Raw genomic sequence first — 25,679 nt, 5'->3', positions numbered from 1 at the left:
GGTTGCGCGCCGGGAGCTCTGGGAAGAGCTATCGTCCGGCGCGCTCGGCGATAATGATCGCGAAGCTGGTCACGGTCGCATCATGCCACAGCGTTCGCGGCTCCGTCCAGAAGCTGGGCGAAGCTCCCACCATCCGGGAAGCCCCCCATCACGAAAAAGCCCCGCACCCCAAGCCGGGGTGCGGGGCTCTCCCGGAAAGTCAGCCCGTACGCACGTTCGACGAGACCAGCGCCGCGAGCCGGTCCCCGATGGCCTGCGTGGCCCCCGGCGACGACTGGTCGCGGGTGGCCAGGTCGAACGCCACCGACGCCTCGATCCGCCGCGCCGGTTCCTTCTGGCCCAGGTGATCGAGCAGCAGCGCCACCGAAAGCACCGCGGCCGTCGGGTCCGCGAGGCCCTGCCCCGCGATGTCCGGCGCCGAACCGTGCACCGGCTCGAACATGCTCGGGTTGCGGCGGGTCATGTCCAGGTTGCCGCTGGCCGCCAGGCCGATGCCGCCCGTCACCGCGGCCGCGAGGTCGGTGATGATGTCGCCGAACAGGTTGTCCGTGACGATCACGTCGAACCGCGACGGGTCGGTGACCAGGTGGATGGTCGCCGCGTCCACATGGGAGTACGCGACCGTCACGTCCGGGTGCTCCAGCGAAACCTCTTCGACGATCCGCGACCACAGCGACCCGGCGAACGAGAGCACGTTGGTCTTGTGCACCAGCGTCAGGTGCTTGCGCGGCCGGGCCTCGGCGCGGTCGAACGCGTCCGAGACCACGCGCCGGACGCCGAACGCCGTGTTGATGCTGACCTCGGTCGCGATCTCGTGTTCGGTGTCCTTGCGGATCAGGCCGCCGGTGCCCGCGTACGGGCCTTCGGTGCCTTCGCGCACGACCACCATGTCGACGTCCCCCGCGTCGGCCAGCGGTCCCCGGACGCCCGGGTAGAGCCGCGCCGGGCGCAGGTTGACGTGGTGGTCCATTTCGAACCGCAGGCGCAGCAGCAGGCCGCGCTCCAGGATTCCGCTCGGCACCGACGGGTCGCCGACCGCGCCCAGCAGGATCGCGTCGTGCTGGCGAAGCTCGCCGAGGACCGACTCCGGCAGCAGCTCGCCGGTCGAGTGCCATCGGGCCGCGCCGAGGTCGTAGTTCGTGATCTCCGCCGTCGGTGCTACTTCGCCGAGCACCTTCAGCGCCTCGGAGACCACCTCGGGCCCGATCCCGTCTCCTGGGATCACCGCGAGCCGCATCCACACACCTCCGTCGACCGGACCACCGGCGCACCGATGGCCCACCGCAACAAAACGCCAGCAGCCGGAAGGTTACCGGCCGTAGACAATCCGCCGTAGCCGCACCACCCTTATGCCGCATCCTCCCGCAGGGTGAGACACCCAATCGGGTGAATCAAGTAGGGGCGTTCCCGGCGGAAATCCGCCGGGAACGCCCCTGGTCCTGCAGTGATCGATCTTCTTGCCCGTTATCGGCGACCGGCCCCGATCGGCTGACGGTCGTTCCCCGGCCGGGCGTCCTCCACCTTGACCACGTTCGCCCGGTGGCCCGCGGCGTTGTGGTGTTCGATGGCGAACAGCCCGAGGGCGTTGTCGGCCGCGGCCGACGCCGCGTTGCGGGTGACGACCAGCGCCGTGCCCGGCTTGGCGACGTAGCCCAGCGCGGCGTCGCCGCCACCCTGGACGAAGTAGCCCGGCGCGAGCGCGTCGAACGAAAGCGGCGTGCCGACGTAGTCGATCAGCCCGTTCGTGGTGCCCGGCGCGACGTAGAACCCGCTGACCCCCACCGTGTAGGAGATGCGGTGGCTGTCGGCGTTCGCATCGATGCCCAGCGCGGCCAGCGAAACCGGCAACGTGATCACGTTCGTGTCGAACACGTTCGTGTCGACGTCGCCGAGCTGGCCGTTGACCGCCTGGACGTCGACGGTCGGGAAGCCCGGGGTCAGCGCGACCGTGTTGGCCAGGAGCACGTCGGTGGACGTCGCCTTGGTCACGTAGGTCTCGAAGTCCGGCTGCCCGTCCCCGGTGGTGTCGATGTCGACGAACGGGGAGGTGTTGCTGCCGATGTTCGCCCAGTCGCTCCAGGTGGACAGGCCGAACGCGAGGATCGCGTTCTCCGGCTCACCCTGCGCCTTCGCCAGCGGGGCGGTCGAAGCCGCGCCGATGTAGCGGAGGTCGCCGCCCTTGGCCGTCCGGTTCAGCGTGCAGTCGGTGACCACGTCCGCGTCGCACTCGGGCAGCTGCGGGGACTCCGCCTGCAGTTCGAGCACGCTGATCAACGAGCGGTACCGCTGTGCGCCGGCCCCCTGGTCGACGCCCTTGCCGCCCAGGTTCAGCACGGCCTGGCCGGCGTCCGGCCCGAACTTCACCGACGCGGGCGTCGAGATGCTCGAGACCGGCTTGGGCGCGGAGTAGACCGAAACCCGCAGCGGCACCTTGGCTCCACTGACGGGCGTGAAGGCGACGCGGCCGGAGGCATCGGCGACGAACTGCCGGGCCAGACCGGCCTGGGTGGCCTGCATGGTCGGGTCCATGACCTTGCGCAGCGCCTTCGGGTCGGTGATCTTCAGCGTCACCTTGACCTTGGCGGAACCACGCGGGGTCAGCTTCACCGACTGCTTGTCCACTGTGTACTCGACACCCGGCAGCGCGTTGACCGCCTGGTAGGCCACGGTGTACTCGGCGGGGGTGACGCCCTTGTTGACCAGCTTGATCGTCTTCGACAGCGTCACCGGCCCGGCAGCCTCGACCGTGCCGAAGCTGACGCTCACCGCGCCCGGGTCGTCGACGACGTAGGCGAGCACCTGGTTGTCCAGCGCCGCCTTCGCGTCGATCCGGCCGCTGCCGACGCGCTGCGGCGCGTAGGTGTGGCCCGCGCCGTCGGAGACGTCGTGGCCGGCGGTGTCGATGACCGACGCCTTGACCTCCTCGACCGACCAGTCGGGGTGGGACTGGCGGACCAGTGCGGTGATGCCCGCGGTGTGCGGGGCGGCCATCGACGTGCCGGAGAGCACGGTCCGGCCGTTGCCGCTGCCGCGGAACGCCGAGGTGATCGTGTCACCGGGCGCGGCGACGTCCGGCTTCAGCGCCGGGCCGCGGGTGCCCCGCGAGGTGAACGAGCTCGGGGTGTCGACGATCGTCTTGTCGTAGGTCTGGATCGAGGCACGGCCGGCGCCGAAGAGCCGGACCTGCAGCGTGCCCGCGGTCAGCGCCGCGCGCAGCGTCTTCGTCGCGGACCCGGTGAACTGGAACATCGGGATCGCCGCGTTGCCCGCGATGCCCGCGCTGAAGTGCTCCAAAGTGGACGAAAGGAGCGCACCCTTCGCCCCGGCGGCCTGCGCGTTGCCGGCGCGGGCGGCCGAACCGCAGGCGCGGGTCGAGTCGTTGTCGTCCCACTCCAGGAAGACGAACTTGCCCGCCGCCTTCGCCTTGTCCTCGGCGGAGTACGGCGCGCAGCCGGCTGCGTTCGCCGGCGAGAGGGCCACGACCGGCGCAGTCACGTCCAGGGTGTCGTAGCCGGTGTAGTTCTGGCTGTACTGCCCGGTCTTCTTGCCCGCGACGCCGGCAGGCGCCTTGACCTCGGCGGCGTCACGCAGGATGCCCGCGTCACGCGTGCTGGCGACGGTGAGCGCCTCGGGGGTGTTGCCGGGGGACCCGGCGATGTCGTTGATGTCGCCGCCGTTGCCCGCGGAGATCACCGGCAGCACGTTGTTCGCGGCGAGCTTGCGCACGAACAGCGAGTCCGGGTCGTCCGGCGCGCCGAAGTCGGAACCGAGCGAGAGGTTGACGATGTCGAGGTGGTCGGTGAAGTCGCCGTCGCCGTCCGGGTCGAGCGCCCAGTCCAGCGCCTGCGAGGTGACGTTCGTCGAGCCCGTGCAGCCGAACACCTTGATCGCGTACAGCAGCGACTTCGGCGCCGTGCCCGGGCCGATCTGCATCGCGTCGACCTTCTTGGCGTCGAGCTTCCGGTAGTCGCCCGTGAAGGTCTTGCCGTCGGCGGTGACGCCGAAGCCGCCGATGGTGCCGGCCACGTGCGTGCCGTGCTCACCGCAGGCGAGGGGGTTGGGGTCCGGCTTCGGGGTGGTCTTGCCGGCCGTCGCGGCGTCGTAGTCGTCGCCGACGAGGTCGGTGCCGCCGACGACCTTGGCGCTCGGGAAGAGCGGAGTCGGTTTCGTGCTGTCGACGCTCTTGTAGGCGGCCTGCGTCCCGGGGCCGCCGAAGTCGGCGTGGGTGTAGTCGATGCCGTCGTCGATGACGCCGACGCGGATGCCGTCGCCGAACTTGCCGGTCTGCTGCCACGCGGCGAGGGTGTTGGTCAGCTGCTCGGCGCTGGCGTTGGTGCGGGTCTTCGGCACGACCGTGCGCACCGCGACGACGTCCGCCCGCTTCGCGACCTCACGCAGCTTCGCGGCGTCGGCGGTGACGACCAAGCCGGGAACGGCGTTGGCGGTCTGGGTGACGGCCTGCGGCTTGGCGTCGGCCGCGCGCAGCTGGCCGAGGACGGAGTCCACCGCGGCGGCGGTGTCCGCCTTGGCGGCGCGGGCGGCCCGCTTGGCCTGGTCCTTGCCTTGCGGCTGGGCGGCGGTGAACGCGTCGACAGCCGGCTTCTTGGCCAATTCGACGAACGCGGTGACCCGGCCCTGCGCGGCCCCCAGGCGCGGCGACAGCTTGCCTTGCAGCTTCGCGTCGTCGACCTTGGCCGGTGCGACGCCGTCGGCGAGCGGCCCGTCTTGAGTGGGCACCGTGGCTGCGCTCGCGACCGGCGCCCCGAGCGCGGCCGCCAGCACGACGGCGCAGGCCGCCGTCGTGGCGCGCGCGGGTAGGCGGGATCTGTTCATGGGTCGTCCCCTTACTCGAGGTCTGGACCCGAACCTGCCTGCCGCTCCTGACACCCCCGACGGTGAAGCGCGGCACCGCACCATGCCCTCGACGGCGCGTGGTTCGACCTCGCGGGGAGAACCTAATGCCCCAAAACACCTACTTCCGTAGGCAAAGTACTCCGTTACGTGAATGTGATTGCGCACGAAGGCCCCCTGCCGAGTGACAGGGGGCCCTCGAAAGTGTTACGTCAGTTGAAATCGACGGCACGGATCGTGTGCGCGCCGACCGAGGCCCCGATCGGCTCCAGCAGGTGCGCGTCGATGTGGCGGTCGACGCGCAGCAGCATCACCGCGTCGGAGCCGTCGGTGGTCTGGCTGATCTGCGCGGCCTCGATGTTGATGCCCGCCTCGCCCAGCAGCGTCCCGACGCGGCCCATCACGCCCGGGCGGTCCGGGTACTCGACCAGCAGCACGGTGCCCTCGGCGCGCAGGTCGAACCCGCGGCCGTTGACCTCGACCAGCTTCTCGGCCTCGTCCTTGCCGGTGACCGAACCCGACACGCTCAGCACCGCGCCGTCGGCGTGCACCGCGCGCACGGTGACCAGGCTGCGGAACTTGGGGCTTTCCGGCTCGGTCTCCAGCTCGACCTGCACGCCCAGCTTCTCCGCCAGCTGCGGCGCGTTGACGAACGTGACCTGGTCCTCGACCACGCCGGTGAACACGCCACGCAGCGCCGCCAGCTGCAGCACGCTGGTGTCCTCGCTGGTCAGCTCACCCTTGACCTGCACGGTCACCGACGCCGGCGCCGTCGGGTTCAGCGCGGTGAGCAGCTGGCCGAGCTTCTGGGTCAGCGACAGGTACGGGCGGACGTGCTCGCCGACCGCGCCGCCGCCGGAGACGTTCACCGCGTCCGGCACGAAGTCGCCGCGCAGGGCCAGCAGCACCGACTTCGCGACGTCGGTGCCCGCACGGTCCTGGGCCTCGGCCGTCGAGGCGCCCAGGTGCGGCGTCACGACGACGTTCTCCAGCTCGAACAGCGGGCTGGACGTGGTCGGCTCGGTGACGAAGACGTCGACGCCGGCGCCGCCGACGTGGCCCGAGCGCAGCGCGTCGGCCAGGTCCTCCTCGACGATGAGCCCGCCGCGGGCGGCGTTGACGATGATGACGCCCGGCTTGGTCTTCTTCAGCGCCTCGGCGTCGATGAGGCCCTTGGTCTCCGGCGTCTTCGGCAGGTGGATGGAGATCGCGTCGGCGCGGCTGAGCAGTTCGTCGAGGGTGACGAGCTCGATCCCGAGCTGCGCGGCGCGCGCGGCGGAGACGTAGGGGTCGTAGGCGATGATGTGGGTGTCGAACGCGGCGAGGCGCTGCGCGAACAGCTGGCCGATCTTGCCGAGGCCGACGACACCGATGGTCTTGCCCTGGAGCTCGACGCCGGAGAACGAGCTGCGCTTCCACTCGCCGCCGCGGAGGCTCTGGTCAGCGGCCGGGACGCGGCGCGCGACCGCCAGCAGCAGGGCGACGGCGTGCTCGGCGGCGGAGACGATGTTCGACGTCGGCGCGTTGACGACCAGGACGCCGCGCTCGGTGGCCGCGGGCACCTCGACGTTGTCCAGGCCGACACCGGCGCGGGCGACGACCTTGAGCTGCGTGGTGGCCGCGAAGACCTCGGCGTTCACCTGGGTGGCGGAGCGGACCAGGAGCGCGTCGGCGCTCTTCACCGCCTCGAGCAGCGCGGACCGGTCCGTGCCGTCGACGTGCCGGACCTCCACCTCGTCACCGAAAACACTCAGCACGGAGGGGGCGAGTTTCTCCGCGATGAGGACGACGGGCTTGTTGGGCTTGCTCACGATGCGGCTCCCACTATCTGGTCATTTCCAGGACGCTCTGTGTCGACAAACGGTCTCAGCACGTCGTTGTGCCCCGGTCGAGCCGGAGTTTAACGCGCGGGCCTGACCTGTGGCGTCTCCTGGTGTTAACTCGCCCGCAATCCCTCGAAAACAAGAGCCAGCAGCCGCGGCATGCCACCCCCGCCCGGCAGGTGCCCGCCCGCCCAGGATGCCGCGTGCAGCAACAGAAGCAGTTCCTGCGTCGTGACGTCCTGGCGCAGTTCGCCCTCGCGCTTGGCCCGTTCCACCAGCTGGGAACCGGCCTCCCGCATCGTGTGGCAGGACTCGTACAACCGGGATGATTCGTCGTTCAGCGCGTCGGCGGTGAGCTCGACCAGGCCGCGGAAGGTGCCGGTGGCGTCCCCGAGCCCGGCGAGCCAGGACTGCAGGGCGGTCAGCGGCTCGGGATGGGTGAGCAGTTCGCGGGCCCGCTCGGCCTGGGCGTCGAACCGGGCGCGCAGGAGCGTCTCGAGCAGCGCGTCCCGGGTCGGGAAGTGCCGGTACAGCGTGCCGATGCCGACCCCGGCGCGGCGAGCGATGTCCTCCAGGGACGCCTCGACGCCGTGCTCGGCGAACGCGCGTTGAGCCTCTTCGAGGAGGCGCTCGTAGTTGCGGCGGGCGTCCGCGCGCATCGGTTTCACGTCGGTCATCGCACCGCCGAGCTTACCCGCTAGCCAATCGGAGGCTGCCTCCGTATATTAAGCGGAGGCAGCCTCAGCTTACTGGAGGGAATTTTCAGGATGACCCTGTTGACAGACACCCGGGCCCGGCTCGGCGCGATCGGCGCCTGGCTGCCGAGCGCGCCCCTGCAACCACCACCGGACGTCGAGCGCGCGGCCACCCGGCGGCTCGCCGGACTCGGCTACCGCTCGGTCTGGAGCGGCGAAGGCCCGGGCGGCCGCGAGGTGTTCGCGGCCTTCGGCGACCTGCTGGCCACGGTGCCGGACGTCGTGCTCGGCACCGGCATCGCGAACGTCTGGTCGCGGCCGGGACGGACCGCCGAAAAGGGCGGGGCGACCCTCGCCCACGCCCACCCCGGCCGGTTCGTGCTCGGCGTCGGCATCGGGCACGCCTTCCAGGCGGCGAAGTACGGCGAGGACTACCGGCCGGTGGACCGGATGCGCGCCTACCTGGCGGAAATGGACGCCGCCGCGGCGGAAAGCCCCGCCCCGGTCGCGTTTCCGCGCGTGCTGGCCGCGGTCGGGCCGAAGATGCTGGAACTGTCCCGCGACCACGCCGACGGCGCGCACCCGTTCGCCCAGCCGGTCTCGCACACGCCCTACGCCCGCGAAATCCTCGGGCCGGACAAGCTGCTGATCCCCCAGCAGACCGTGCTGCTCGGCAGCCGCGAGGACGCCCGGGCGAGTGTCCGGCGCAGCGTGGCGCTGTCCCGGGCCCACCACGTGAAGGCGTACCTCGCGGGCTGGAAACGCCTCGGCTACACCGAGGCCGACATCGACGGCCCGAGCGACCGGTTCGTCGACGACCTCGTCCTGTGGGGCGACGCCGGGACCATCGCGAAACGCCTGGACGAGCTGCTCGACGCGGGCGCGGACCACGTGCTGCTGACGCCGTCCGCGACCTCCTTCGAATCCACTGTGGACATCCTGGCCGAGCTGGCTCCGGCGGTGGTCCGATGAGCGTCGGGATCTGGCGGTTCTTCGACGGCGCCCCGATCGGCGCGGTCCGCGAGACGGCCGCCGAGGTGGAGGAACTCGGCTTCGACGCGCTCTGGTTCGGCGAGTACGCCGGCCGGGACGCGTTCACGCAGGCGGCGCTGATCCTGGCGGCGACGTCCCGGCTCACCGTGGCCACCGGGATCGCGCGGTTCGACCGCCGGGCGCCGATCACGGCGGAAGCGGCGACCCGGGCGCTCGGCGAGGCCTACCCGGGCCGGTTCGTCGCCGGCCTCGGCGGTCACTTCCCGGGCGCGCGGCCGATCCCGGCGATGCGCGAGTACCTGGCCGGGATGGACGAGGCCGAGCTGCCCGCCCTGCCACCGCCGTCGCCGCGGCCCCGGCGGCTGATCGCGGCGCTCGGTCCCCGGGCGCTCGCCCTGGCGGCCGAACGAGCGGACGGCGCGCACCCGTACTTCGTCCCGCCGGAGCACACGGCGGTGGCCCGGGAGCGGCTCGGCCCGGGCAAGTACCTGGCCGTCGAGCAAGCGGTGATCCTGGACGCTTCGCCGGAGGCCGCCCGCGAAGCGGCGCGGGAGCACGTGGACCTGTACGTCCGGCAGGCGCCGCACCACCAGGCGAACCTGCGCCGCCTCGGCTTCACCGACGCCGACCTGGCCGACGGCGGCAGCGACCGGCTGGTCGACGCCCTCGTCGCGACCGGCGAGCAGGCGGCCGCGGCCCGGATCCAGGCCCACCTCGACGCGGGCGCCGACCACGTCTGCGTCCAGGTCCTGGCTCGCACCGCGAAGTCCTACCGCCGCTTGGCGGACCTCCTCCCGTGACGTAACCCGTAACTCGCGTGATCAGGGCCGTATTTCGCGTGATCAGGGCCGGAACTCGCGAGTTCCGCCTTCAATCACGCGAGTTCCGTCGGGAATCACGCGAGCACGGGGTTCGGCGGTAGGGTGGCGGGGCGCGGTGCGGGCCGCGCCCCGTCCGCGGAAAGGGCCGAGCCCACCCCTGCAGCACCGCACCACCAGCTCCGCACCTTCTTTCCTGCCCGGTGCCGGCGGACCACGGGCGACGAGGGAAGGAGGCACCATGGGTAGGCTGCCCGCGAAACCCAGCCTGGACCAGCTGCGCAAGCGCGCGAAGGACCTCGCGCGCGCCGAAGCCGTGAAGCTGTCCGAAGCGCAGTTCCGCATCGCGCGGGACCACGGGTTCCCGAGCTGGCCGAAGCTGCAGGCCTACGTCCGGCGCGTCACCGAGCACGGCGAAACCCTGCAGCACCCCTACCACCAGGACGTCCACTACTACGCCGAACGCGCGCTCGGCCTGCTCGCTTCCGCGGAAGACGAGACGCCCGGTGCGCGCGAGCCGTTCGAGCGCCGGGGACAGCCGCTCACCCGCGACGGCGCCCGCGCGGTCGTCGCCCGCGAGCACGGTTTCGGATCCTGGAAAGCACTCCGCGAGCACGTCGAGTCTCTTGTGGACAGTGGAGAGCCGTTCGCGCGAGCGTACCGGGCGATCGAAGCCCGGGATCCCGGGACGCTGGAAACACTCCTCACGGAGTTCCCCGGACTCGTCACGGCCCGCGGCACCAACGGCAACGACCTGCTCGGCATGGCCACCGCGACCTGCGACGAGCGGCTCAGCCGGCTCCTCCTCGACCACGGCGCGGATCCGTCACGCGGCAACGTCCACGGCTGGACGCCGCTGCACCAAGCCGCGTACAAGAATCTGCCGCTCCTGCTCGACCAGCTGCTCGACGCCGGCGCGCCGGTGGACGTCCCCGCGCGGGGTGACGGCGGCACTCCCCTGGTCGTCACGCTGTTCTGGGGGCACCGCGAAGCCGCGGACAAGCTGGCCACCCACAGCCGGGCGCCCCGCAACCTCCGCGTCGCGGCCGGTCTCGGCGACGCGGGCCTGCTCGACGAACTCCTGGACCCCGGGGGCACCCTCGCCCCCGCCGCCGGGCGCCACCGCGGGTTCTACCGCCCGCACAGCGGCTTCCCGGCCTGGCAGCCGAGCGACGACCCCGCCGAAGTCAAGAACGAAGCCCTGGCCTGGGCGGCCCGCAACAACCGCGTCGAGGCACTGAAAACGCTCGTCGCGCGCGGCGCCGACCTCGACGCCGACGTCTACCGCGGTACCGCCCTGGCCTGGGCGGCGGCGACCGGGCGGGTCGCCGCGATCCGGACGCTGCTCGACCTCGGCGCCGACGTGAACCGCGTGGGCACGTTCGGCGGCCCGAACCACGGCGAAGGCGTCACGGCCCTGCACCTGGCCGCACAGTCCGGGCACCTCGACGCGGTCCGGGTTCTGCTGGAGAACGGCGCCGACCTCGACGCCCGGGACGAGATCTTCCACAGCACCCCGGAACGCTGGGCGGAGGTGTGCGGGCAACCGGCCGCGCGGGACCTCCTGCGCGCAACCCGGTAGACAACCGGAGTCTGTAGTCCGTATCTTCAAGACGGACTACAGACTCCGTTTTGCCCCCTGGGAGGATCCATGACGAAACCCCGCGACGTGTTCGCCGCCCTGTCCGACGGCATCAGCGAAGGACGGTTCGACGAGCTTTCCGCGCTCTACGCCGAGGACACCGTCGTCGAACACCCGCAGGCCGTGCCGCGACCGACGCGCCTCACCGGCCGCGCGGCGGTCCACGAACGGTTCACCGGCGCCCTCGCCGGGTCGCTGCGGCTCAAGCGCAAGAACGTCATCGTGCACGAGACCACGGACCCGGAGGTGATCGTCGCCGAGTACGACTACGACGCCGAGTCGGTGAGCACCGGCCGGACCATCGCGACGGCCAACATCCAGGTGCTGCGGATCCGCGACGGCCTCATCGTCAGTTCCCGCGACTACCACGACTACCTACGGCTCGCCGTGATCCGCGACGGTGTCGACCAGCTCGTCAAGGCGTACGAACAGGCGCCGCCACGCGAGCTTTCGCCGGTCCGGGAGCGGACGTCGAGCGAGCCGACGAGCCGCCGCGGGGTGTTCGAGCGGCTCGTCTACGGCGTGTCCGACAAGCGCGGGGAGGAACTGGCCGAGCTGTACGCCGAAGAAACGCACGTCACGCACCCGTTCCTGCCGGGTTCGAGCGTCGTCCGCACGCGCGAGGAGCTGCGCGAGCACTTCCGGATGGCCGCCACGGGCGTCGACTTCGAAGCGACCGACCTGGTCACCCACGAGGGCACCGATCCCGAGGTCCTGATCGCCGAGTTCGCCTACCAGGGCAGCTACGGCGGGCGGCCGGTCCGGATCGCGGCCATCTTCGCGATGCGGATCCGCGACGGCCTGATCGTCGAATCCCGCGACTACGGCGACCACCTCGGCATCGCCGGCGAACTCGGCAAGATCCCCGAGCTGGCCGCGAAGCTCTAAGCCTCCGCGGCGAGGTCCTCGGGCAGGTCGAACTCGCCGTCCCGGACGCCCTTGACGAACGCGTCCCACTCCCCCGGGGTGAAGACGAGGATCACGCCGTCCGGCTTCGCCGACTGCCGCATCGCCGTGTAGGTGACGCCGTCGGTGTGCTCGATGAAGGCGTACTCGACGCAGTCGTCGAGGGTGACGCCTTCGGGCTCGGCCCGGATCCACTCGGCTTTGGTGAAGTCCAGGTGGTGCCGGATGTGCGCCTTGTCGTCGACCGGCTGATCACTCATGTCACCAGCGTAACGACCCGGGCACCGAACGCACTGAAGGGGACGCCCGGCGCGGGCGTCCCCTTCAGCGTCCTGGACCTGTGTTGCCGAACTGTGTTGCCGGAAAACGGTCAGGCGGTCTCGGTGATCGGCCGGTCCACCCACGACATCAGGTCGCGCAGCTTCTTGCCGGTCGCCTCGATCGGGTGCTGGTTGCCCTGCTCCTCGAGCTTGGTGAAGTTCGGCCGGCCGGCCTCGTCCTCGGCGACCCATTCGCGGGCGAACGTGCCGTCCTGGATCTCGCCGAGGATCTTCTTCATCTCTTCCTTGACCGCCGGCGAGATGACGCGCGGGCCGCGGGTCAGGTCGCCGTACTCGGCGGTGTCGGAGATCGAGTAGCGCTGGCGCGCGATGCCGCCCTCGTACATGAGGTCGACGATCAGCTTCAGCTCGTGCAGCACCTCGAAGTAGGCGATCTCCGGGGCGTAGCCGGCCTCGGTGAGCACCTCGAACCCGGTCTGCACCAGCGCGGACGCGCCACCGCAGAGCACGGCCTGCTCGCCGAAGAGGTCGGTCTCGGTCTCCTCGGTGAACGTCGTCTTGATGACGCCCGCACGCGCGCCGCCGATGGCCGCCGCGTAGGAGAGGGCGAGCGCCTGGGCGTTGCCGGAAGCGTCCTGCTCGACCGCGATGAGCGCCGGGACGCCCTTGCCGTCGACGAACTGGCGGCGGACCAGGTGGCCCGGGCCCTTGGGGGCGACCATGGCGACGTCCACGTTGGACGGCGGCTTGATCAGGTCGTAGCGGATGTTGAAGCCGTGCCCGAAGAAGAGGGCGTCGCCGTCCTTGAGGTTCGGCGCGATGTCCTGCTCGTAGATGTGGCGCTGCTTGGTGTCCGGCGCCAGGATCATGATCAGGTCGGCCTCGGCCGACGCCTCGGCCGGGGTGAGCACGCGCAGGCCCTGCTCCTCGGCCTTCGCCCGCGACTTGGACCCCTCGGGCAGGCCGATGCGGACGTCGACGCCGGAGTCGCGCAGGCTCAGCGAGTGGGCGTGGCCCTGGCTGCCGTAGCCGATGACAGCGACCTTGCGCCCCTGGATGATCGAGAGGTCGGCGTCGTCGTCGTAGAAGATTTCCACTGCCATGGGGGTTACTGCTTCCTTTCCTGACTTACAAAGTTTCTAACGCGGTGAGGTGGCGGTGATCGAACGGGCGCCGCGACCCACCGCGACCATGCCGGACTGGACCAGCTCGCGGATGCCATAGGGCTCCAGCATCCGCAGCAGCGCGCCGATCTTGTCCGACGTCCCGGTCGCCTCGACGGTGAGCGCCTCCGGGGACACGTCCACCACCTTCGCACGGAAGAGCTGGACGGTTTCGAGGACCTGGCTGCGCACCGTGTTGTCGGCGCGGACCTTGACCAGCAGCAGTTCGCGCTGCACGGCGGTCGACTGTTCCAGCTCGACGATCTTGATCACGTTGACCAGCTTGTTGAGCTGTTTGGTCACCTGTTCGAGCGGTAGCTCTTCGACAGCGACCACGATCGTCATGCGGGACACCTCGGGGTTCTCCGTGGGCCCGACGGCGAGGGACTCGATGTTGAAACCGCGCCGGGAGAACAGGCCCGAGACGCGCGCGAGCACACCCGGCTTGTTCTCGACCAGGACACTCAGCGTGTGGACGCTCATCTCAGCGCTCACCTTCCCCAGCGGCTTCCGCGGCGGCCTCGGTCGTCTCGACCGAAACCTCGTCGTCGTCGAACAGCGGCCGGATGCCCCGGACCGCCATGATCTCGTCGTTGCCGGTGCCGGCCGCGACCATCGGCCACACCTGGGCATCCTTCCCCACGACGAAGTCGATCACGACGGGGCGGTCGTTGATTTCCATCGCGCGGCGGATGGTGGCGTCGACGTCCTCGCGGGTTTCGCACCGCAGGCCGGCGCACCCCAGCGCCTCGGCCAGCAGCACGAAGTCCGGGATGCGGTGCTTGTGCGTCCCGAGGTCGGTGTTGGAGTACCGCTCCGAGTAGAAGAGGTTCTGCCACTGCCGGACCATGCCCAGGTTGCCGTTGTTGATGACGGCGACCTTGATCGGCGCGCCTTCGATGGCGCAGGTGGCCAGTTCCTGGTTGGTCATCTGGAAGCAGCCGTCGCCGTCGATCGCCCACACCTGCTTGTCCGGGACGCCGAACTTCGCGCCCATCGCGGCGGGCACCGCGTAGCCCATGGTGCCGAGGCCGCCGGAGTTGATCCAGGTGCGCGGGTTCTCGTACTTGACGAACTGCGCGGCCCACATCTGGTGCTGCCCGACGCCGGCGGCGTACACCGCGTCCGGGCCGACGAGCTGCCCGATCCGCTCGATGACGTACTGCGGCGACAGCGAACCGTCGTCCGGCCACTCGTAGCCGGCCGGGTAGTTCTTGCGCCAGTCGTCGGCCTGGGTCCACCAGTCGGTCAGGTCGGGCTGGCCACCGTGCTCGAACTCCACCTTCACGGCGGTGATCAGCTCGCCGAGGATCTCCTTGCAGTCGCCCACGATCGGGACGTCGGCCTTGCGGTTCTTGGAGATCTCGGCCGGGTCGATGTCGGCGTGCACGATCGCGGCGTCCGGCGCGAACGACGAAAGCTGGCCGGTGACCCGGTCGTCGAACCGGGCGCCGAGGGCGATCAGCAGGTCGGCGCGCTGCATCGCGGCGACCGCGGCGACCGTGCCGTGCATACCCGGCATGCCGAGGTGCTGCGGGTGCGAGTCGGGGAACGCGCCGCGCGCCATCAGCGTGGTGACGACGGGGATGTTCGTCAGCTCGGCGAGCTGCTTCAGCTGCTCGTGCGCCTCGGCCTTGATCACGCCGCCGCCGACGTACAGCACCGGCCGGCGCGACTTGGCGATGAGCTTCGCGGCTTCGCGGACCTGCTTGCCGTGCGGGCGCAGCGTGGGGCGGTAGCCCGGCAGCCGCAGCTCGGTCGGCCAGGAGAACGAGGTCATCTCCTGCAGCACGTCCTTGGGGATGTCCACCAGGACCGGGCCGGGCCGGCCCGTGGACGCCAGGTGGAACGCCTCGGCGATGGTCCGCGGGATGTCCGCCGGGTCCGTGACGAGGAAGTTGTGCTTGGTGATCGGCATGGTGATGCCGCAGATGTCGGCTTCCTGGAACGCGTCGGTGCCGATCAGCGCGCGGGACTGCTGGCCGGTGATGGCCACGACCGGGACCGAGTCCATGTTCGCGTCGGCGAGCGGGGTGACCAGGTTGGTCGCGCCCGGGCCCGAGGTGGCCATGCAGACGCCGACCTTGCCGGTGGCCTGCGCGTAGCCGGTGGCCGCGTGGCCGGCGCCCTGTTCGTGGCGGACCAGGATGTGGCGGACCTTCGTCGAGTCGAGCAGGGGGTCGTAGGCGGGCAGGATGGTGCCGCCCGGAATTCCGAAGACCACCTCGGCGCCGACCGCTTCGAGCGAGCGCACGAGCGACTGCGCGCCGGTGACGCGCACCGGCGTTCCCGCCGGTGGCGCCGGCTTCGGACGTGCTCCGGGCGTTCCGGGCGTCGGCCCGGGTTTCGCGTCGCTGCGCGACGTAGCACTGGTCATCGGTTCTGCCTCGTGGGTCTCGGTGTCACTCGTTCGGGTCGGTTTTGTGCGGTGGGGCCAGGAATCTCTTCCCTTGGGCAACAAAAAACCCTCGCCGACCGTAAGGTCGCACGAGGGTTCGCGCGTCGACGCAGCGGAAAGTCTTCCCTAAGCGTCGACGCGCTTGGGAAGTACGAGGCCGGTCAGCGGTGTCACGGCGATGACGCTAGACCGAACGCCGCGTGGGTGTCAACTCTGCGGGATGAGGTGTCCGCATGCTGGACTCGTGAGCGGCGCGCGTCACGCCGGCGCGACCCGGGTCCGGGCCGGTCCGCGCCGCGGTGCACCATTTCCCGGTGGCCGAAAAACAGCAGGACGAAGGCCGGAAGGCCGTCTTCCGCATCCCGCGCACGTCGTTCATGGCGATCGCCCTCCTGACGATCTGCGTGACACCGATCGCGCTCGGGGAAATCCCGTACCTGCAGTGGCTCTACCTCTTCCCGATCGCACTGGCGGTGTTCGTGGTCCGCACCCGCACCGTCGCCACCCGCGAAGGGCTCGCCATCCGCACGATGTTCGGCAAGCGGGACGTGCCGTGGTCGGCGTTGAAGGGGCTCGCGATCACCAAGAAGGCGCGCGTGCAGGCGGTGCTGAAGGACGACACGAAGGTGTCGCTGCCGACCGTGCGGACCCGGCACCTGCCGGTGCTGTCGCTGGTCAGCGAGGGTCTCGTCGCGGACCCGAGCGGGGTGCTCGAAGCCGAGGACATCAAGCCGGGGACTTCGCCCAGCGAGTGACCCCGGACGGGCCAGGCGCGCTGGACAGCGCGACCCGGTCCCCACCCTCAACGGACTGGCTGTGCCGGACAGCGTAAATTGGTAGGACCAGTTTTGCCGGCCACCCTTTGACCTGGGAGTTCTCGTGCCGCCTCTCCGTTCCCGGACCACCACCCACGGCCGCAACGCGGCGGGCGCGCGCTCGCTCTGGCGCGCCACCGGCATGACCGACAGTGACTTCGGCAAGCCGATCGTGGCGATCGCCAACTCCTACACCCAGTTCGTGCCCGGCCACGTGCACCTCAAGGACCTCGGCGAGATCGTCGCCGAGGCGATCAAGGAAGCCGGCGGCGTCGCGCGCGAATTCCACACCATCGCCGTCGACGACGGCATCGCCATGGGCCACTCCGGGATGCTGTACTCGCTGCCTTCGCGCGAGATCATCGCCGACTCGGTCGAGTACATGGTCAACGCGCACCAGGCCGACGCGCTGGTGTGCATCTCCAACTGCGACAAGATCACCCCGGGCATGCTCAACGCCGCGATGCGGCTGAACATCCCGGTCGTGTTCGTCTCCGGCGGCCCGATGGAGGCCGGCAAGGCCGTCGTCGTGGGCGGTGTCGCGCAGGCCCCGACCGACCTCATCACGGCGATCGCCGCGTCGGCCAGCAGCGAGGTCGACGAGGACGGGCTGGACATCGTCGAGCGCTCGGCCTGCCCGACCTGCGGTTCCTGCTCCGGCATGTTCACCGCGAACTCGATGAACTGCCTCACCGAGGCGCTGGGGCTCTCCCTGCCGGGCAACGGCTCGACGCTGGCGACGCACGCCGCGCGCCGCGCGCTGTTCGAGGAAGCCGGGCGGACCGTCGTCGAGCTGTGCCGCCGCTGGTACGAGGAGGACGACGCTTCGGCTCTGCCGCGCTCGATCGCGTCGAAGGCCGCGTTCGAGAACGCGATGGCGCTCGACATGGCGATGGGCGGCTCGACGAACACGGTGCTGCACGTCCTCGCCGCCGCGCAGGAGGGCGAGGTCGACTTCACGATCGCCGACATCGACGCGATCGGCCGCCGCGTGCCGTGCCTGTCGAAGGTGGCGCCGAACTCCGACTACCACATGGAGGACGTCCACCGGGCCGGCGGCATCCCGGCGATCCTCGGCGAGCTGTACCGCGGCGGGCTGCTCAACACCGACGTCTGGTCCGTGCACTCCCCCGACCTCGACTCTTGGCTGTCCGCCTGGGACATCCGGGCCGCTTCGCCGTCCGACACGGCTTTGGAGCTGTTCCACGCGGCGCCGGGCGGAGTCCGCACGACGCAGGCGTTCTCGACGTCGAACCGGTGGTCGTCGCTGGACACCGACGCGGCGGGCGGCTGCATCCGCGACGTCGAGCACGCGTACACGAAGGACGGCGGCCTGGCGATCCTCCGCGGCAACCTGGCGGAGAACGGCGCGGTGATCAAGGCCGCGGGCATCGACGAGGACCTGTGGCACTTCGAGGGCCCGGCGCGGGTGCTGGAGAGCCAGGAGGAGGCCGTGTCGGCGATCCTCAAGAAGGAGATCCAGCCGGGCGAGGTGCTGGTGATCCGCTACGAGGGCCCGGCAGGTGGCCCCGGCATGCAGGAAATGCTGCACCCCACGGCGTTCCTCAAGGGCTCGGGCCTGGGCAAGAAGTGCGCCCTGATCACGGACGGCCGGTTCTCGGGCGGTTCGTCGGGCATTTCGGTCGGCCACATCTCCCCGGAGGCGGCGGCGGGCGGCCTGATCGGCCTGGTCGAGAACGGCGACCGCATCCTGCTGGACATCCACGAGCGGCGCCTGGAACTGCTGGTCGACGAGGCGGTGCTGGCCGAGCGGCGGGCGAAGATGGAGGCGTCCGAGCGCCCGTGGCAGCCGAAGGACCGCCAGCGCCCGGTGACGGCGGCGTTGCGCGCGTACGCCCGGATGGCCACCTCGGCCGACACGGGCGCGGTCCGCGACGTGAACAAGTAAACCCGGCTGAAGTCCGAGAAGGCCGTCCCACTCCCGGGGCGGCCTTTTCGGTGCCCAAAGCAGCCCCGCCGCCAGGGGGACCCCCGATTTCAACGTTACCGGCAGCCACCGACAATTCCGGATCCGCGAACCGGAGTTGTCCCCAGGCCGGCCGCCCCGCACCGAGTTGTCCCCAGCCAGGACAACCGCGGCCCGGCCGTCAGCGCGTCAAAACGATGACCACGACCGTGGCCGCCGCGGCCAGCAGCAGCGCCACCAGCCCCAACGGCAGCGGCCGCTTCCGCCAGGGGGTGTTCCGCTCCAGCGAGATCGGCCCGGCCCCGGTGAACAGCAGGCTCAGCGCCGCCGCCGCGAGCAGCAGCTCGAACTCGAAACCCTGCCCCTGGCCCTCGAAGAACCCGCCGTGGAACTTCGCGTACACGGCGTTGGCGGCGACCCCGAGCAGGCCCGCCGCCGCCAGCGGCGTGAACAGCCCGACGATCACCAGCACGCCGCCGGCGACCTCGGTGACGCCGGTGATCCACGACAGCAGCGTCGTCTGCTTGTGGTAGCCGAACGTCTCCAGCACCCGCGCGAACCCGCCGATGCCCGGCCCGCCGAACAGGCCGAACAGGTGCTGCAGGCCGTGCGCGCCCATGGTCACGCCGAGCACCAGCCGCAGGATGAGCAGGCCGAGACCGAGCCCGCCCTGGCGTGGGACGTCGTCGGCCCCGTTGTCCTCCACACCCGAGAGGAGGCTGGTGGGCTGCTGCGAAACGTCGTCTCCACTGCTCACGCGCGAAGGTTAGGGGATCGGCGCGAGCCTGGCGAGCTCAGTACTCCCCGTGCACGAGGTTGTCCGGCAGCTCCCCGCCGGCGTACCGGGCGATCTCCGCCGCCGCGACGGCGTACGAACGGCCACGGACCCCGCGCACGGCCCCGCCGACGTGCGGGGTCAGCAGCAGGCCCGGCACCGTCCACAACGGGTGCCCGGCGGGCGGCGGCTCGGGGTCGGTGACGTCGAGGGCGGCCCGCAGCCGGCCCGTGGTCAATTCGGCGACCAGGGCGTCGGTGTCCACGACGGCGCCGCGGGAGACGTTGACCAGCACCGCGCCGTCGCGCATCCGGGCCAGGAACTCCGCGTCGACCATCCCCCGCGTGCGGGAGGTCAGCGGCACCATCAGCACCACGGCGTCGTGCAGGTCGAGCAGCCCGGGCAGTTCGCGCACGCCGTGCACGCCCTCCCGCGCGGTCATCCCGACCATCGTGCAGCGCGCGTCGAACGGCTCGAGCCGGCGCTGCAGGTGCTGTCCGAGGTCGCCGGCGCCGACGACGAGCACCCGCTTGCCCTGCAGTGTGTCGGCCGTCTGCCGCTCCCACCGCCCCGCGCGCTGCGCCGTGGCGAAGACGTCCAATTTCCGGTAAATCGACAGCAGCGCGGCGACCACCCATTCGGCGGTGCTCCCGCCGTGCGCGCCGCGGCAGGTGGACAGCAGGACGCCGTCGGGCACCTTGCCGACCCAGTCCTCGGCGCCGGCGGACAGCAGCTGGATCAGCTTCAGGTTCGGCAGCGTGCGCCACAGCTGCTCGCCCGGCGGGTGCTTGCCGGGGATGAGGACCTGGGCCTTCGCGGCCTCGGGCGGCACCGGCTCGCCCCACTGGTAGCGCACGGGCAGGACCCGCGGGACCTCGGCGAGCACGGTCATGCCCTCGTCGTCGGGCACCAGCACGGTCAGCGTCATGATCCCCAACGTAATCGAGGAGTACTCACCCATGGTTCACGCACCGGCCCCTAGGCTGGGGGATCATGCGCACCCGGTACCGCTCGGCCCTGCTGGCGATCTTGGCCTGCGGCGTCCTGCTGCCCGCCGGGTGCGCGCGGTTCGACGACACCGCGGCGGGCCAGACGTTCAGCCCCGCCCCCGTGCCGAGCCCCGAGTCGCCGCCCGAGGTCCAGGGCCCCGGCGCGGATTCCGGGAGCGACGGCAAGCAGGCCCGGCCAGGCCAGTCGGTCACGCCGGTGCCGCCGCCGCAGGGCTGCAAGGACTTCGACCCGTCGGTGATCGCGACGTGCCTGGACACCGTCGCCGCGGTGGCCGGCCTGCCGGGTGACGGCTCCACGCCGAGCGCGCTGGCCGGCGAGCGCAAGAGCGGCCGCGTCCTGCTGGTGACCGGCGGCAAGGACGCGACGGACTTCGCGAAGCTCGACGTCCAGGCGGCCGGCGACGGCGGCCTGACGGGGCTCGCGCTCTCGCCGTCGTACGTCGAGGACCAGCTGGTGTTCGCCTACCTCACGACGGCGACCGACAACCGCGTCGTGCGGTTCGCGAAGGGCCAGGCGCCGAAGCCGGTGCTCACCGGCATCCCGAAGGGCGCGTCCGGCAACCGCGGCACGATCGGCACCGACAACCGGGGCGCACTGCTGGTCGCGACCGGCGACGCGGGCAACCCGAACGCCGCGGCCGACGCGAACTCCCTCGCGGGGAAGCTGCTGCGCATCGACACGTCGGGCAAGGCCGCGGCGGGCAACCCGAACGGCTCGCTGGTGGTGGCGACCGGCCTGCACGCCCCGGGCGGGGTGTGCGCATCCGCCGACGGTGGTCGCGTCTGGATCACCGACCGGCTCGCCGACAAGGACGTCCTCTACCGGGTCCAGGCCGGCCGGCCGCTGACGACACCGGCGTGGACGTGGCCGGAGAAGCCGGGCGTCGCGGGCTGCGCCGACTTCGTCGACGCGAACGGCTCGCTCTCGGTCGGCACGTCCCTGGCCGGCAACCTGCAGAGCCTGCCGGTGACCCCGGAGGGCGCGATCAGCGGCAAGCCGACGGTCACCCTCGACGGAAAGACCGGCAAGCCACCGGTGACATACGGGCGGCTCGCGGGCATGAGCATGATCAACCCGCAGCTGGCGGTGGCGGGCACGGTCAACAAGGACGGCGGCACCCCGGTGTCGAGCGACGACCGGGTGGTGCTGATCACCCCAGCCACCTCCGGCGGCGGCAACGGCAAGGACTGAGCTGGGGTTTCGCCGCTCGCCGATTATCGACCAGGCCGTGATCCGGGCGAGTTCGTCAGCCGTCGCGTGCCGATTCGGAACCCGCGGCGGCCCACGCAGCTGAGCCGCGACCTCGGCGGCGGCACGTCCCCGCCGCGACCCGCACGGTCGAGTCTGGCCACCGCGGCAGCACATCCCGACTCCGGTGCGGCGCGCACAGTCAAGCCTGGTCGCCGCGACGACACGTCCCCACCCGCCCCTGCCCGCACGGTCAAGCCCGGCCGCCCGCCGGAACCACCGCGGTCCGGCCAGCCGCGCGGTAGCTGCCGTAGGCGGTCCGCGACCCGACCGTGCCCAACCCCCCACCGGGCACGGCCGGTGCCGCCCACCTCGTCCGGCGGCCGGGTCAGCTCAGCGGCTTCAGTTCCACCCGGCGCCCCTCCGCCGACGAGGCCAGCCCGGCCTCCGCGAGCTGCAACCCCCGGGCGGCCGAGAAGAAGTCGTACCGGTGTTGCCGCCCGGCGACCACGTCCCGCACGAACTCCTCCCACTGCGCCTTGAAGCCGTTGTCGAACTCGGCGTTGTCCGGCACTTCCTGCCACTGGTCGCGGAACTGCTCGGTCGCGGGCAGGTCCGGGTTCCAGACGGGCTTCGGCGTCGCCGAGCGGTGCTGGACGCGGCAGCGCCGCAGCCCGGCGACCGCGCTGCCCTCGGTGCCGTCGACCTGGAACTCGACCAGCTCGTCGCGGAACACCCGCGTGGACCACGACGAGTTGATCTGCGCGATCGCCCCCGACTCCAGCTCGAAGATGCCGTACGCGGCGTCGTCCGCTGTCGCCGCGTACGCCTCGCCCTGCTCGTCCCAACGGCGCGGGATGTGCGTCACCGCCTTGGCCGTCACCGCCGAAACGCGGCCGAAGAGGTTCTCCAGCACGTAGTTCCAGTGGCAGAACATGTCGAGCACGATCCCGCCGCCGTCTTCGGCGCGGTAGTTCCAGCTCGGGCGCTGCGCCTCCTGCCAGTCGCCCTCGAACACCCAGTAGCCGAACTCGCCCCGCACCGACAGGATCCGCCCGAAGAACCCGCCGTCGACCAGCCGGCGCAGCTTCCGCAGCCCGGGCAGGAACAGCTTGTCGTGCACGACGCCGTGGCAGATCCCGGCGTCCCGCGCGAGCCCGGCCAGCTCCAGCGCCGCCGGCAGCGATTCGGCAAGGGGCTTCTCGGCGTAGACGTGCTTGCCCGCGGCGATCGCCGCCCGCACCGACGGCTCGCGCGCCGACGTCAGCTGCGCGTCGAAGTAGATCTGGACGTCGGACAGCGCCGAGTCGGCGTCGGTGGTCCACGCCGTCAGGCCGTGCCGATCGGCGAGGTCCTTGAGTTTCGCGGCGTTGCGCCCGGCGAGGATCGGTTCGAGCTGCACGCGGCGGCCGTCCGGCAGGGTGACGCCACCCTGTTCGCGGATGGCCAGGACCGACCGGAGCAGGTGCTGCCGGTAGCCCATCCGGCCGGTCACCCCGTTGAGCAGCACTCCGATGCTGGACTGGTTCATCACTGCAAGCCTTCCTGGTCGAGGGATCCGTCCCACGGGATGTCGTATTCGGCACGGCGTCCGCACATGCCGTAGCCGTCCGGGTTCGACGGCGTCGCGACCCGGAGGCCGGACCGGTCGAGGTGGCTCCCGTCGCCGTCGGCGAGCGCCTGGAGATGCGCGCCGGTCAGTTCGGCGGCCCGCAGGGCCCCGGCCCGCCAGCGCGGTACCCACTCTGCGACCTTCGGCGCGACGAGCGCGACGGCCGCACGGTGGAACGCGCGGAGCGGTCCGGGATCGCCGTCCCGCAAGGCGTCACGCAGCGGCAGATAGCCGCGAACGGCCAGGTCACGGCGGCGCCGCGCGGCGTCGTCGGTTTTCGGCAACGCCGCGGCCTGGGCGTAGGCCGCCGCGTCGGCGAGCACGTCGGGCGGGAAAGTGAACACGGCGTCCCCCGCCTCCGGCAGCCCGCTGTTCTGCATGAGCACCGTGACGCGCAGGCCGTCGTCCTGCACCATCCGGTGCACGGTGCCGGGCGCGAACCACGCGATCACCCCGGCTTCCAGGGGCGTCTCCACGTAGCCGTCGATGCTCAGCGTCTGGACGGCGCCTCGTCCGCCGGTGACGACGTAGGCCTCGGTGCAGGCGAGGTGGAGGTGCGGGCTGCCACCGCAGACGCCGTCCTCGGCCGCCCAGTCGTAGGCGCGCAGGTGCGAGACGCCGATGCCACCCGGTAGCGGGAACTCGTGCATGTCGTGTCCCTCAGAATCCGTGGCTCTCGAGGTACCGCGTCACCCGGTCGCGGTCCCAGGCCCCGTCGGCGACGACGATCCGATAGCGGTAGGTGAAGCTCTCGCCCGGCGGCAGGGCGAATTCCTCGAAAAACGCCCACGAGAAGGCGACCATGGGCGTCTCCTGCGAACGGACGAACCAGTGCGACTCGTGGATCGCCTTGTCGTTTTCCGGCGAGTGCGCGAAGACGAGCGTCGAATGCGCATCGACGTCGTCGTGTTCGCCGACGAACGCGAGCCACGGGGCCTGCACGCCCATCATCGCCTCGCCCTCGAGGTCGCCGGGCCCGAGGACACGGCCCCCGCCGAAGTCCCGGGGCCCCCGCCAGTGCAGGCCGGTGTAGCCGGCCAGTTCGCGGCCGGCCGTGGTCGGGCTGCCGAACACGAGCGGGGTGTCGCGGATGTTGGTCAGCTCGATCCCCCAGTCGAGCGCCCAGGCCCCTTCGGCCGGCTCGACCGAGTGGACGACGATGTCGCGCCGCTCCCGCGCCCACTCGTCACCGCCGTTGGCGACCCAGGTGAGGTGTTCGGTGAGGCTGAGCCGAGCACGTTCGACGGTGAAGCCGGCGAATTCGTCGTGCCGCATGGAGCCGATGCGGTCGGGCAGGTCCTGGTACCACTGGCCGGGGACGTAGGTGTGGCCGCCCCAGAAGTTTTGCCCGGACAGGTGGCTCGACGTCATCTGCAGGCCCTTGTGCCACCGGTGGTCGGCGGGCCGGTATCCGCTGACGTGCCGGCCGCCGAGAGTGCGCAGCGGGTGGGCGTACGGCTTGCGCGACTCGAAGGCCACGGGGTCCGGTTTGTACACATAGGACATCAGCTGGACCCCGCCGGCCTCGACGGAGACGTGCTCGCCGTGCCGGTGGGTCACCGTGATCGCCGCGCTCATCCGCGTGCTCCGGTCCGGGTGCCGGTGCCGGCCATGGAGCGGTAGAAGGCGTCACCCGGCACGATCTCCCCGCGGCGCACGCCGAGCCCGGTGGACGCGGACTTGTACAGCGCCGCGACGAACTCGAGCACCTGCCGTCCGTCGTCCCCGCTGCACGGTGGCCTCCGTCCGGCCCGGTACGCGGCGAGGACCGGCGTGAACGCGGCGGCGTGCGAGCTGCCGACGTCGGCGGGCGGCGTGCGCCAGCGCTCCGCGGCATCCCCGGCGACGCCCGGGGCCGGGGTGTAGTGCCAGTTCTCGACGCCGTACCCGTAGAGGTGGGTGAGCTCCGCGGTGGCGTGCTCGCAGTCGATCCGGATCCGGCTCACCTCGTCCGGCGAGAGGACGCTGTTGACGACGGTCGCGAGCGCCCCCGACTCGAACCGGACGAGCGCGGTGGAGACGTCTTCGGTCTCGACGTCGTGCACCAGCCGCGCGGTCATCGCGCGCACCTCGGCCCACTCGCCGAGCAGGTGGAGCAGCAGATCCATCTGGTGGATGCCGTGGCCCATGGCCGGTCCGCCGCCCTCGGTCTCCCAACGCCCACGCCACGGCACGGCGTAATAGGCGGCATCGCGGTACCAGGTGGTCTGGCAGTGCGCGACGAGCGGACGGCCGAGTTCCCCGCCGGCGAGCAGGGCCCGGAAGTGCGCGGCGGCCGAGCCGGACCGCTGCTGGTAGACGAAGGACACGTAGGGACCACCGTCCCGTTCGGCGACGGTCATCTCGTCGTATTCGGCGAGCGACCGGCACGGCGGCTTCTCACACCAGACCCAGGCACCGCTCTCGAGCGCCTGCTTGGTCTGCTCGACGTGCAGGCTCGGCGGCGTGCAGATCGAGACGAGGTCGGGCTCTTGCTCGGCGAGCAGGGTGTCGAGGTCGTGGTAGGGCTGGGCGTGGTCGGTCCGGGCGCAGAACGCGGCGACCCTGGCCTCGTCGACGTCGGCGGCGGCCACGATGTCGACGTCGTCACGGTGGGCCAGGTAGGCGGCCCGGTGGCTGTCCGCAATGCCCCCGGTTCCGACGACGGCGACCCGTAAGCGCTTTCCCTGGGTCAACCGGGCCTCCCCTCTCGTTCCGGCGCCCCTGCAGCACCGGTCCGCGCCGCCCGTCCTCCCCGAGAGGGGCGGCGATCTCCGCGGCTGAGCTACGCCTCTCCGACCG

The 25,679-nt window shown here is 71.3% G+C and carries 21 protein-coding genes; 7 read left to right on the top strand and 14 right to left on the bottom strand.

Annotated elements, in window-relative coordinates:
• Window positions 1–199: 199 nt before the first annotated feature.
• The 4 genes from AB0M80_RS29570 to AB0M80_RS29555 form a co-directional block, all read right to left on the bottom strand.
• The gene (locus AB0M80_RS29570; RefSeq protein WP_364571474.1) at window positions 200–1,237 is read right to left on the bottom strand and encodes a 3-isopropylmalate dehydrogenase; all 1,038 of its coding nucleotides are present in this window, start codon (window positions 1,235–1,237) and stop codon (window positions 200–202) included.
• 227 nt (window positions 1,238–1,464) lie between these two features.
• Complete coding sequence (locus AB0M80_RS29565) at window positions 1,465–4,833, bottom strand: S8 family serine peptidase (protein WP_364571473.1); 3,369 nt, start codon at window positions 4,831–4,833, stop codon at window positions 1,465–1,467.
• A 230-nt stretch (window positions 4,834–5,063) separates the two neighbouring features.
• Entirely contained in the window at window positions 5,064–6,662 is a 1,599-nt protein-coding gene (gene serA, locus AB0M80_RS29560) for a phosphoglycerate dehydrogenase (RefSeq protein ID WP_364571471.1), read from the bottom strand.
• Window positions 6,663–6,787: 125 nt separating this feature from the next.
• Window positions 6,788–7,351, bottom strand: a complete 564-nt coding sequence (locus tag AB0M80_RS29555) for a helix-turn-helix domain-containing protein (protein WP_364571469.1) — start codon at window positions 7,349–7,351, stop codon at window positions 6,788–6,790.
• Window positions 7,352–7,441: 90 nt separating this feature from the next.
• Between AB0M80_RS29555 and AB0M80_RS29550 the strand changes: the two genes are divergently transcribed.
• The 4 genes from AB0M80_RS29550 to AB0M80_RS29535 all read left to right on the top strand — a co-directional run bounded on the left by AB0M80_RS29550 (window position 7,442) and on the right by AB0M80_RS29535 (window position 11,710).
• Entirely contained in the window at window positions 7,442–8,341 is a 900-nt protein-coding gene (locus tag AB0M80_RS29550; protein WP_364571467.1) for a TIGR03620 family F420-dependent LLM class oxidoreductase, read from the top strand.
• The gene (locus tag AB0M80_RS29545; RefSeq protein WP_364571465.1) at window positions 8,338–9,162 is read left to right on the top strand and encodes a TIGR03620 family F420-dependent LLM class oxidoreductase; all 825 of its coding nucleotides are present in this window, start codon (window positions 8,338–8,340) and stop codon (window positions 9,160–9,162) included. Before AB0M80_RS29550 ends, AB0M80_RS29545 begins: the two co-directional genes overlap by 4 nt.
• A 259-nt stretch (window positions 9,163–9,421) precedes the next feature.
• Window positions 9,422–10,762 (top strand): ankyrin repeat domain-containing protein, encoded by a 1,341-nt coding sequence (locus AB0M80_RS29540; protein ID WP_364571463.1) that lies wholly within the window; start codon window positions 9,422–9,424, stop codon window positions 10,760–10,762.
• A 69-nt stretch (window positions 10,763–10,831) separates the two neighbouring features.
• Window positions 10,832–11,710: a nuclear transport factor 2 family protein gene (locus AB0M80_RS29535; protein WP_364571461.1), complete on the top strand. Its 879-nt coding sequence runs from the start codon at window positions 10,832–10,834 to the stop codon at window positions 11,708–11,710.
• Here AB0M80_RS29535 and AB0M80_RS29530 read toward each other — a convergent pair.
• The 4 genes from AB0M80_RS29530 to AB0M80_RS29515 all read right to left on the bottom strand — a co-directional run bounded on the left by AB0M80_RS29530 (window position 11,707) and on the right by AB0M80_RS29515 (window position 15,549).
• A complete protein-coding gene (locus AB0M80_RS29530; RefSeq protein ID WP_013223584.1) occupies window positions 11,707–11,988 on the bottom strand; it encodes a DUF397 domain-containing protein in 282 nt (93 codons plus the stop codon). The two genes, AB0M80_RS29535 and AB0M80_RS29530, sit on opposite strands and share 4 nt — an antisense overlap.
• A 110-nt stretch (window positions 11,989–12,098) precedes the next feature.
• On the bottom strand, window positions 12,099–13,112 hold the full coding sequence (gene ilvC / locus AB0M80_RS29525) for a ketol-acid reductoisomerase (RefSeq protein WP_360267039.1): 1,014 nt from the start codon (window positions 13,110–13,112) through the stop codon (window positions 12,099–12,101).
• Between the two features lie 36 nt (window positions 13,113–13,148).
• Window positions 13,149–13,655: an acetolactate synthase small subunit gene (gene ilvN / locus AB0M80_RS29520; RefSeq protein WP_003080760.1), complete on the bottom strand. Its 507-nt coding sequence runs from the start codon at window positions 13,653–13,655 to the stop codon at window positions 13,149–13,151.
• A gap of 1 nt (window position 13,656) precedes the next feature.
• Entirely contained in the window at window positions 13,657–15,549 is a 1,893-nt protein-coding gene (locus AB0M80_RS29515) for an acetolactate synthase large subunit (RefSeq protein WP_364571459.1), read from the bottom strand.
• Window positions 15,550–15,884: 335 nt separating this feature from the next.
• On the opposite strand from AB0M80_RS29515, the gene AB0M80_RS29510 reads away from it, so the two are divergent.
• Both AB0M80_RS29510 and ilvD read left to right on the top strand, forming a co-directional pair.
• Entirely contained in the window at window positions 15,885–16,325 is a 441-nt protein-coding gene (locus tag AB0M80_RS29510; RefSeq protein WP_364571457.1) for a PH domain-containing protein, read from the top strand.
• Between the two features lie 124 nt (window positions 16,326–16,449).
• Window positions 16,450–18,294 carry a dihydroxy-acid dehydratase gene (ilvD, locus tag AB0M80_RS29505; RefSeq protein WP_364571456.1) on the top strand — a complete coding sequence of 615 codons (1,845 nt, stop codon included), beginning with the start codon at window positions 16,450–16,452 and terminating at the stop codon, window positions 18,292–18,294.
• 199 nt (window positions 18,295–18,493) lie between these two features.
• Here ilvD and AB0M80_RS29500 read toward each other — a convergent pair whose 3' ends face one another.
• Together AB0M80_RS29500 and AB0M80_RS29495 are read right to left on the bottom strand one after the other, a co-directional pair.
• On the bottom strand, window positions 18,494–19,069 hold the full coding sequence (locus AB0M80_RS29500) for a DoxX family protein (protein WP_364571454.1): 576 nt from the start codon (window positions 19,067–19,069) through the stop codon (window positions 18,494–18,496).
• A 37-nt stretch (window positions 19,070–19,106) separates the two neighbouring features.
• On the bottom strand, window positions 19,107–20,015 hold the full coding sequence (locus AB0M80_RS29495; protein ID WP_364571452.1) for a 2-hydroxyacid dehydrogenase: 909 nt from the start codon (window positions 20,013–20,015) through the stop codon (window positions 19,107–19,109).
• Between the two features lie 65 nt (window positions 20,016–20,080).
• Here AB0M80_RS29495 and AB0M80_RS29490 point away from each other — a divergent pair, with 65 nt between their 5' ends.
• A complete protein-coding gene (locus AB0M80_RS29490; protein ID WP_364571450.1) occupies window positions 20,081–21,289 on the top strand; it encodes a PQQ-dependent sugar dehydrogenase in 1,209 nt (402 codons plus the stop codon).
• Between the two features lie 385 nt (window positions 21,290–21,674).
• On the opposite strand, the gene AB0M80_RS29485 is transcribed toward AB0M80_RS29490, so the two are convergent.
• From AB0M80_RS29485 to AB0M80_RS29470, 4 genes are read right to left on the bottom strand one after another with little or no spacing between them, the layout of a single operon-like run.
• Window positions 21,675–22,817, bottom strand: coding sequence for a Gfo/Idh/MocA family oxidoreductase (locus AB0M80_RS29485; protein WP_364571448.1), 1,143 nt, complete (start codon window positions 22,815–22,817; stop codon window positions 21,675–21,677).
• On the bottom strand, window positions 22,817–23,548 hold the full coding sequence (locus AB0M80_RS29480) for a cupin domain-containing protein (protein ID WP_364571446.1): 732 nt from the start codon (window positions 23,546–23,548) through the stop codon (window positions 22,817–22,819). Before AB0M80_RS29480 ends, AB0M80_RS29485 begins: the two co-directional genes overlap by 1 nt.
• 10 nt (window positions 23,549–23,558) lie before the next feature.
• Window positions 23,559–24,476 (bottom strand): PmoA family protein, encoded by a 918-nt coding sequence (locus tag AB0M80_RS29475; RefSeq protein ID WP_364571444.1) that lies wholly within the window; start codon window positions 24,474–24,476, stop codon window positions 23,559–23,561.
• Window positions 24,473–25,573, bottom strand: a complete 1,101-nt coding sequence (locus AB0M80_RS29470; RefSeq protein ID WP_364571442.1) for a Gfo/Idh/MocA family oxidoreductase — start codon at window positions 25,571–25,573, stop codon at window positions 24,473–24,475. The genes AB0M80_RS29475 and AB0M80_RS29470 overlap by 4 nt, the downstream gene beginning before the upstream one ends.
• Between the last annotated feature and the right edge of the window lie 106 nt (window positions 25,574–25,679).

It is taken from the genome of Amycolatopsis sp. NPDC051045 (genome assembly GCF_040682955.1).
Taxonomy (GTDB): Bacteria; Actinomycetota; Actinomycetes; order Mycobacteriales; family Pseudonocardiaceae; genus Amycolatopsis.
The sequence above is the reverse complement of the archived record's forward strand: the minus strand, read 5'-3'. Positions and strand labels throughout refer to the sequence as shown.

Excerpts from the sequence above, each read along its gene's own strand:
- AB0M80_RS29570 (WP_364571474.1), bottom strand. The coding sequence starts at position 1,237 with ATGCGGCTCGCGGTGATCCCAGGAGACGGGATCGGGCCCGAGGTGGTC.
- AB0M80_RS29565 (WP_364571473.1), bottom strand. The coding sequence starts at position 4,833 with ATGAACAGATCCCGCCTACCCGCGCGCGCCACGACGGCGGCCTGCGCC.
- AB0M80_RS29555 (WP_364571469.1), bottom strand. The coding sequence starts at position 7,351 with ATGACCGACGTGAAACCGATGCGCGCGGACGCCCGCCGCAACTACGAG.
- AB0M80_RS29550 (WP_364571467.1), top strand. The coding sequence starts at position 7,442 with ATGACCCTGTTGACAGACACCCGGGCCCGGCTCGGCGCGATCGGCGCC.
- AB0M80_RS29545 (WP_364571465.1), top strand. The coding sequence starts at position 8,338 with ATGAGCGTCGGGATCTGGCGGTTCTTCGACGGCGCCCCGATCGGCGCG.
- AB0M80_RS29540 (WP_364571463.1), top strand. The coding sequence starts at position 9,422 with ATGGGTAGGCTGCCCGCGAAACCCAGCCTGGACCAGCTGCGCAAGCGC.
- AB0M80_RS29535 (WP_364571461.1), top strand. The coding sequence starts at position 10,832 with ATGACGAAACCCCGCGACGTGTTCGCCGCCCTGTCCGACGGCATCAGC.
- AB0M80_RS29530 (WP_013223584.1), bottom strand. The coding sequence starts at position 11,988 with ATGAGTGATCAGCCGGTCGACGACAAGGCGCACATCCGGCACCACCTG.
- ilvC (WP_360267039.1), bottom strand. The coding sequence starts at position 13,112 with ATGGCAGTGGAAATCTTCTACGACGACGACGCCGACCTCTCGATCATC.
- ilvN (WP_003080760.1), bottom strand. The coding sequence starts at position 13,655 with ATGAGCGTCCACACGCTGAGTGTCCTGGTCGAGAACAAGCCGGGTGTG.
- AB0M80_RS29515 (WP_364571459.1), bottom strand. The coding sequence starts at position 15,549 with ATGACCAGTGCTACGTCGCGCAGCGACGCGAAACCCGGGCCGACGCCC.
- AB0M80_RS29495 (WP_364571452.1), bottom strand. The coding sequence starts at position 20,015 with ATGACGCTGACCGTGCTGGTGCCCGACGACGAGGGCATGACCGTGCTC.
- AB0M80_RS29490 (WP_364571450.1), top strand. The coding sequence starts at position 20,081 with ATGCGCACCCGGTACCGCTCGGCCCTGCTGGCGATCTTGGCCTGCGGC.
- AB0M80_RS29485 (WP_364571448.1), bottom strand. The coding sequence starts at position 22,817 with ATGAACCAGTCCAGCATCGGAGTGCTGCTCAACGGGGTGACCGGCCGG.
- AB0M80_RS29480 (WP_364571446.1), bottom strand. The coding sequence starts at position 23,548 with ATGCACGAGTTCCCGCTACCGGGTGGCATCGGCGTCTCGCACCTGCGC.
- AB0M80_RS29475 (WP_364571444.1), bottom strand. The coding sequence starts at position 24,476 with ATGAGCGCGGCGATCACGGTGACCCACCGGCACGGCGAGCACGTCTCC.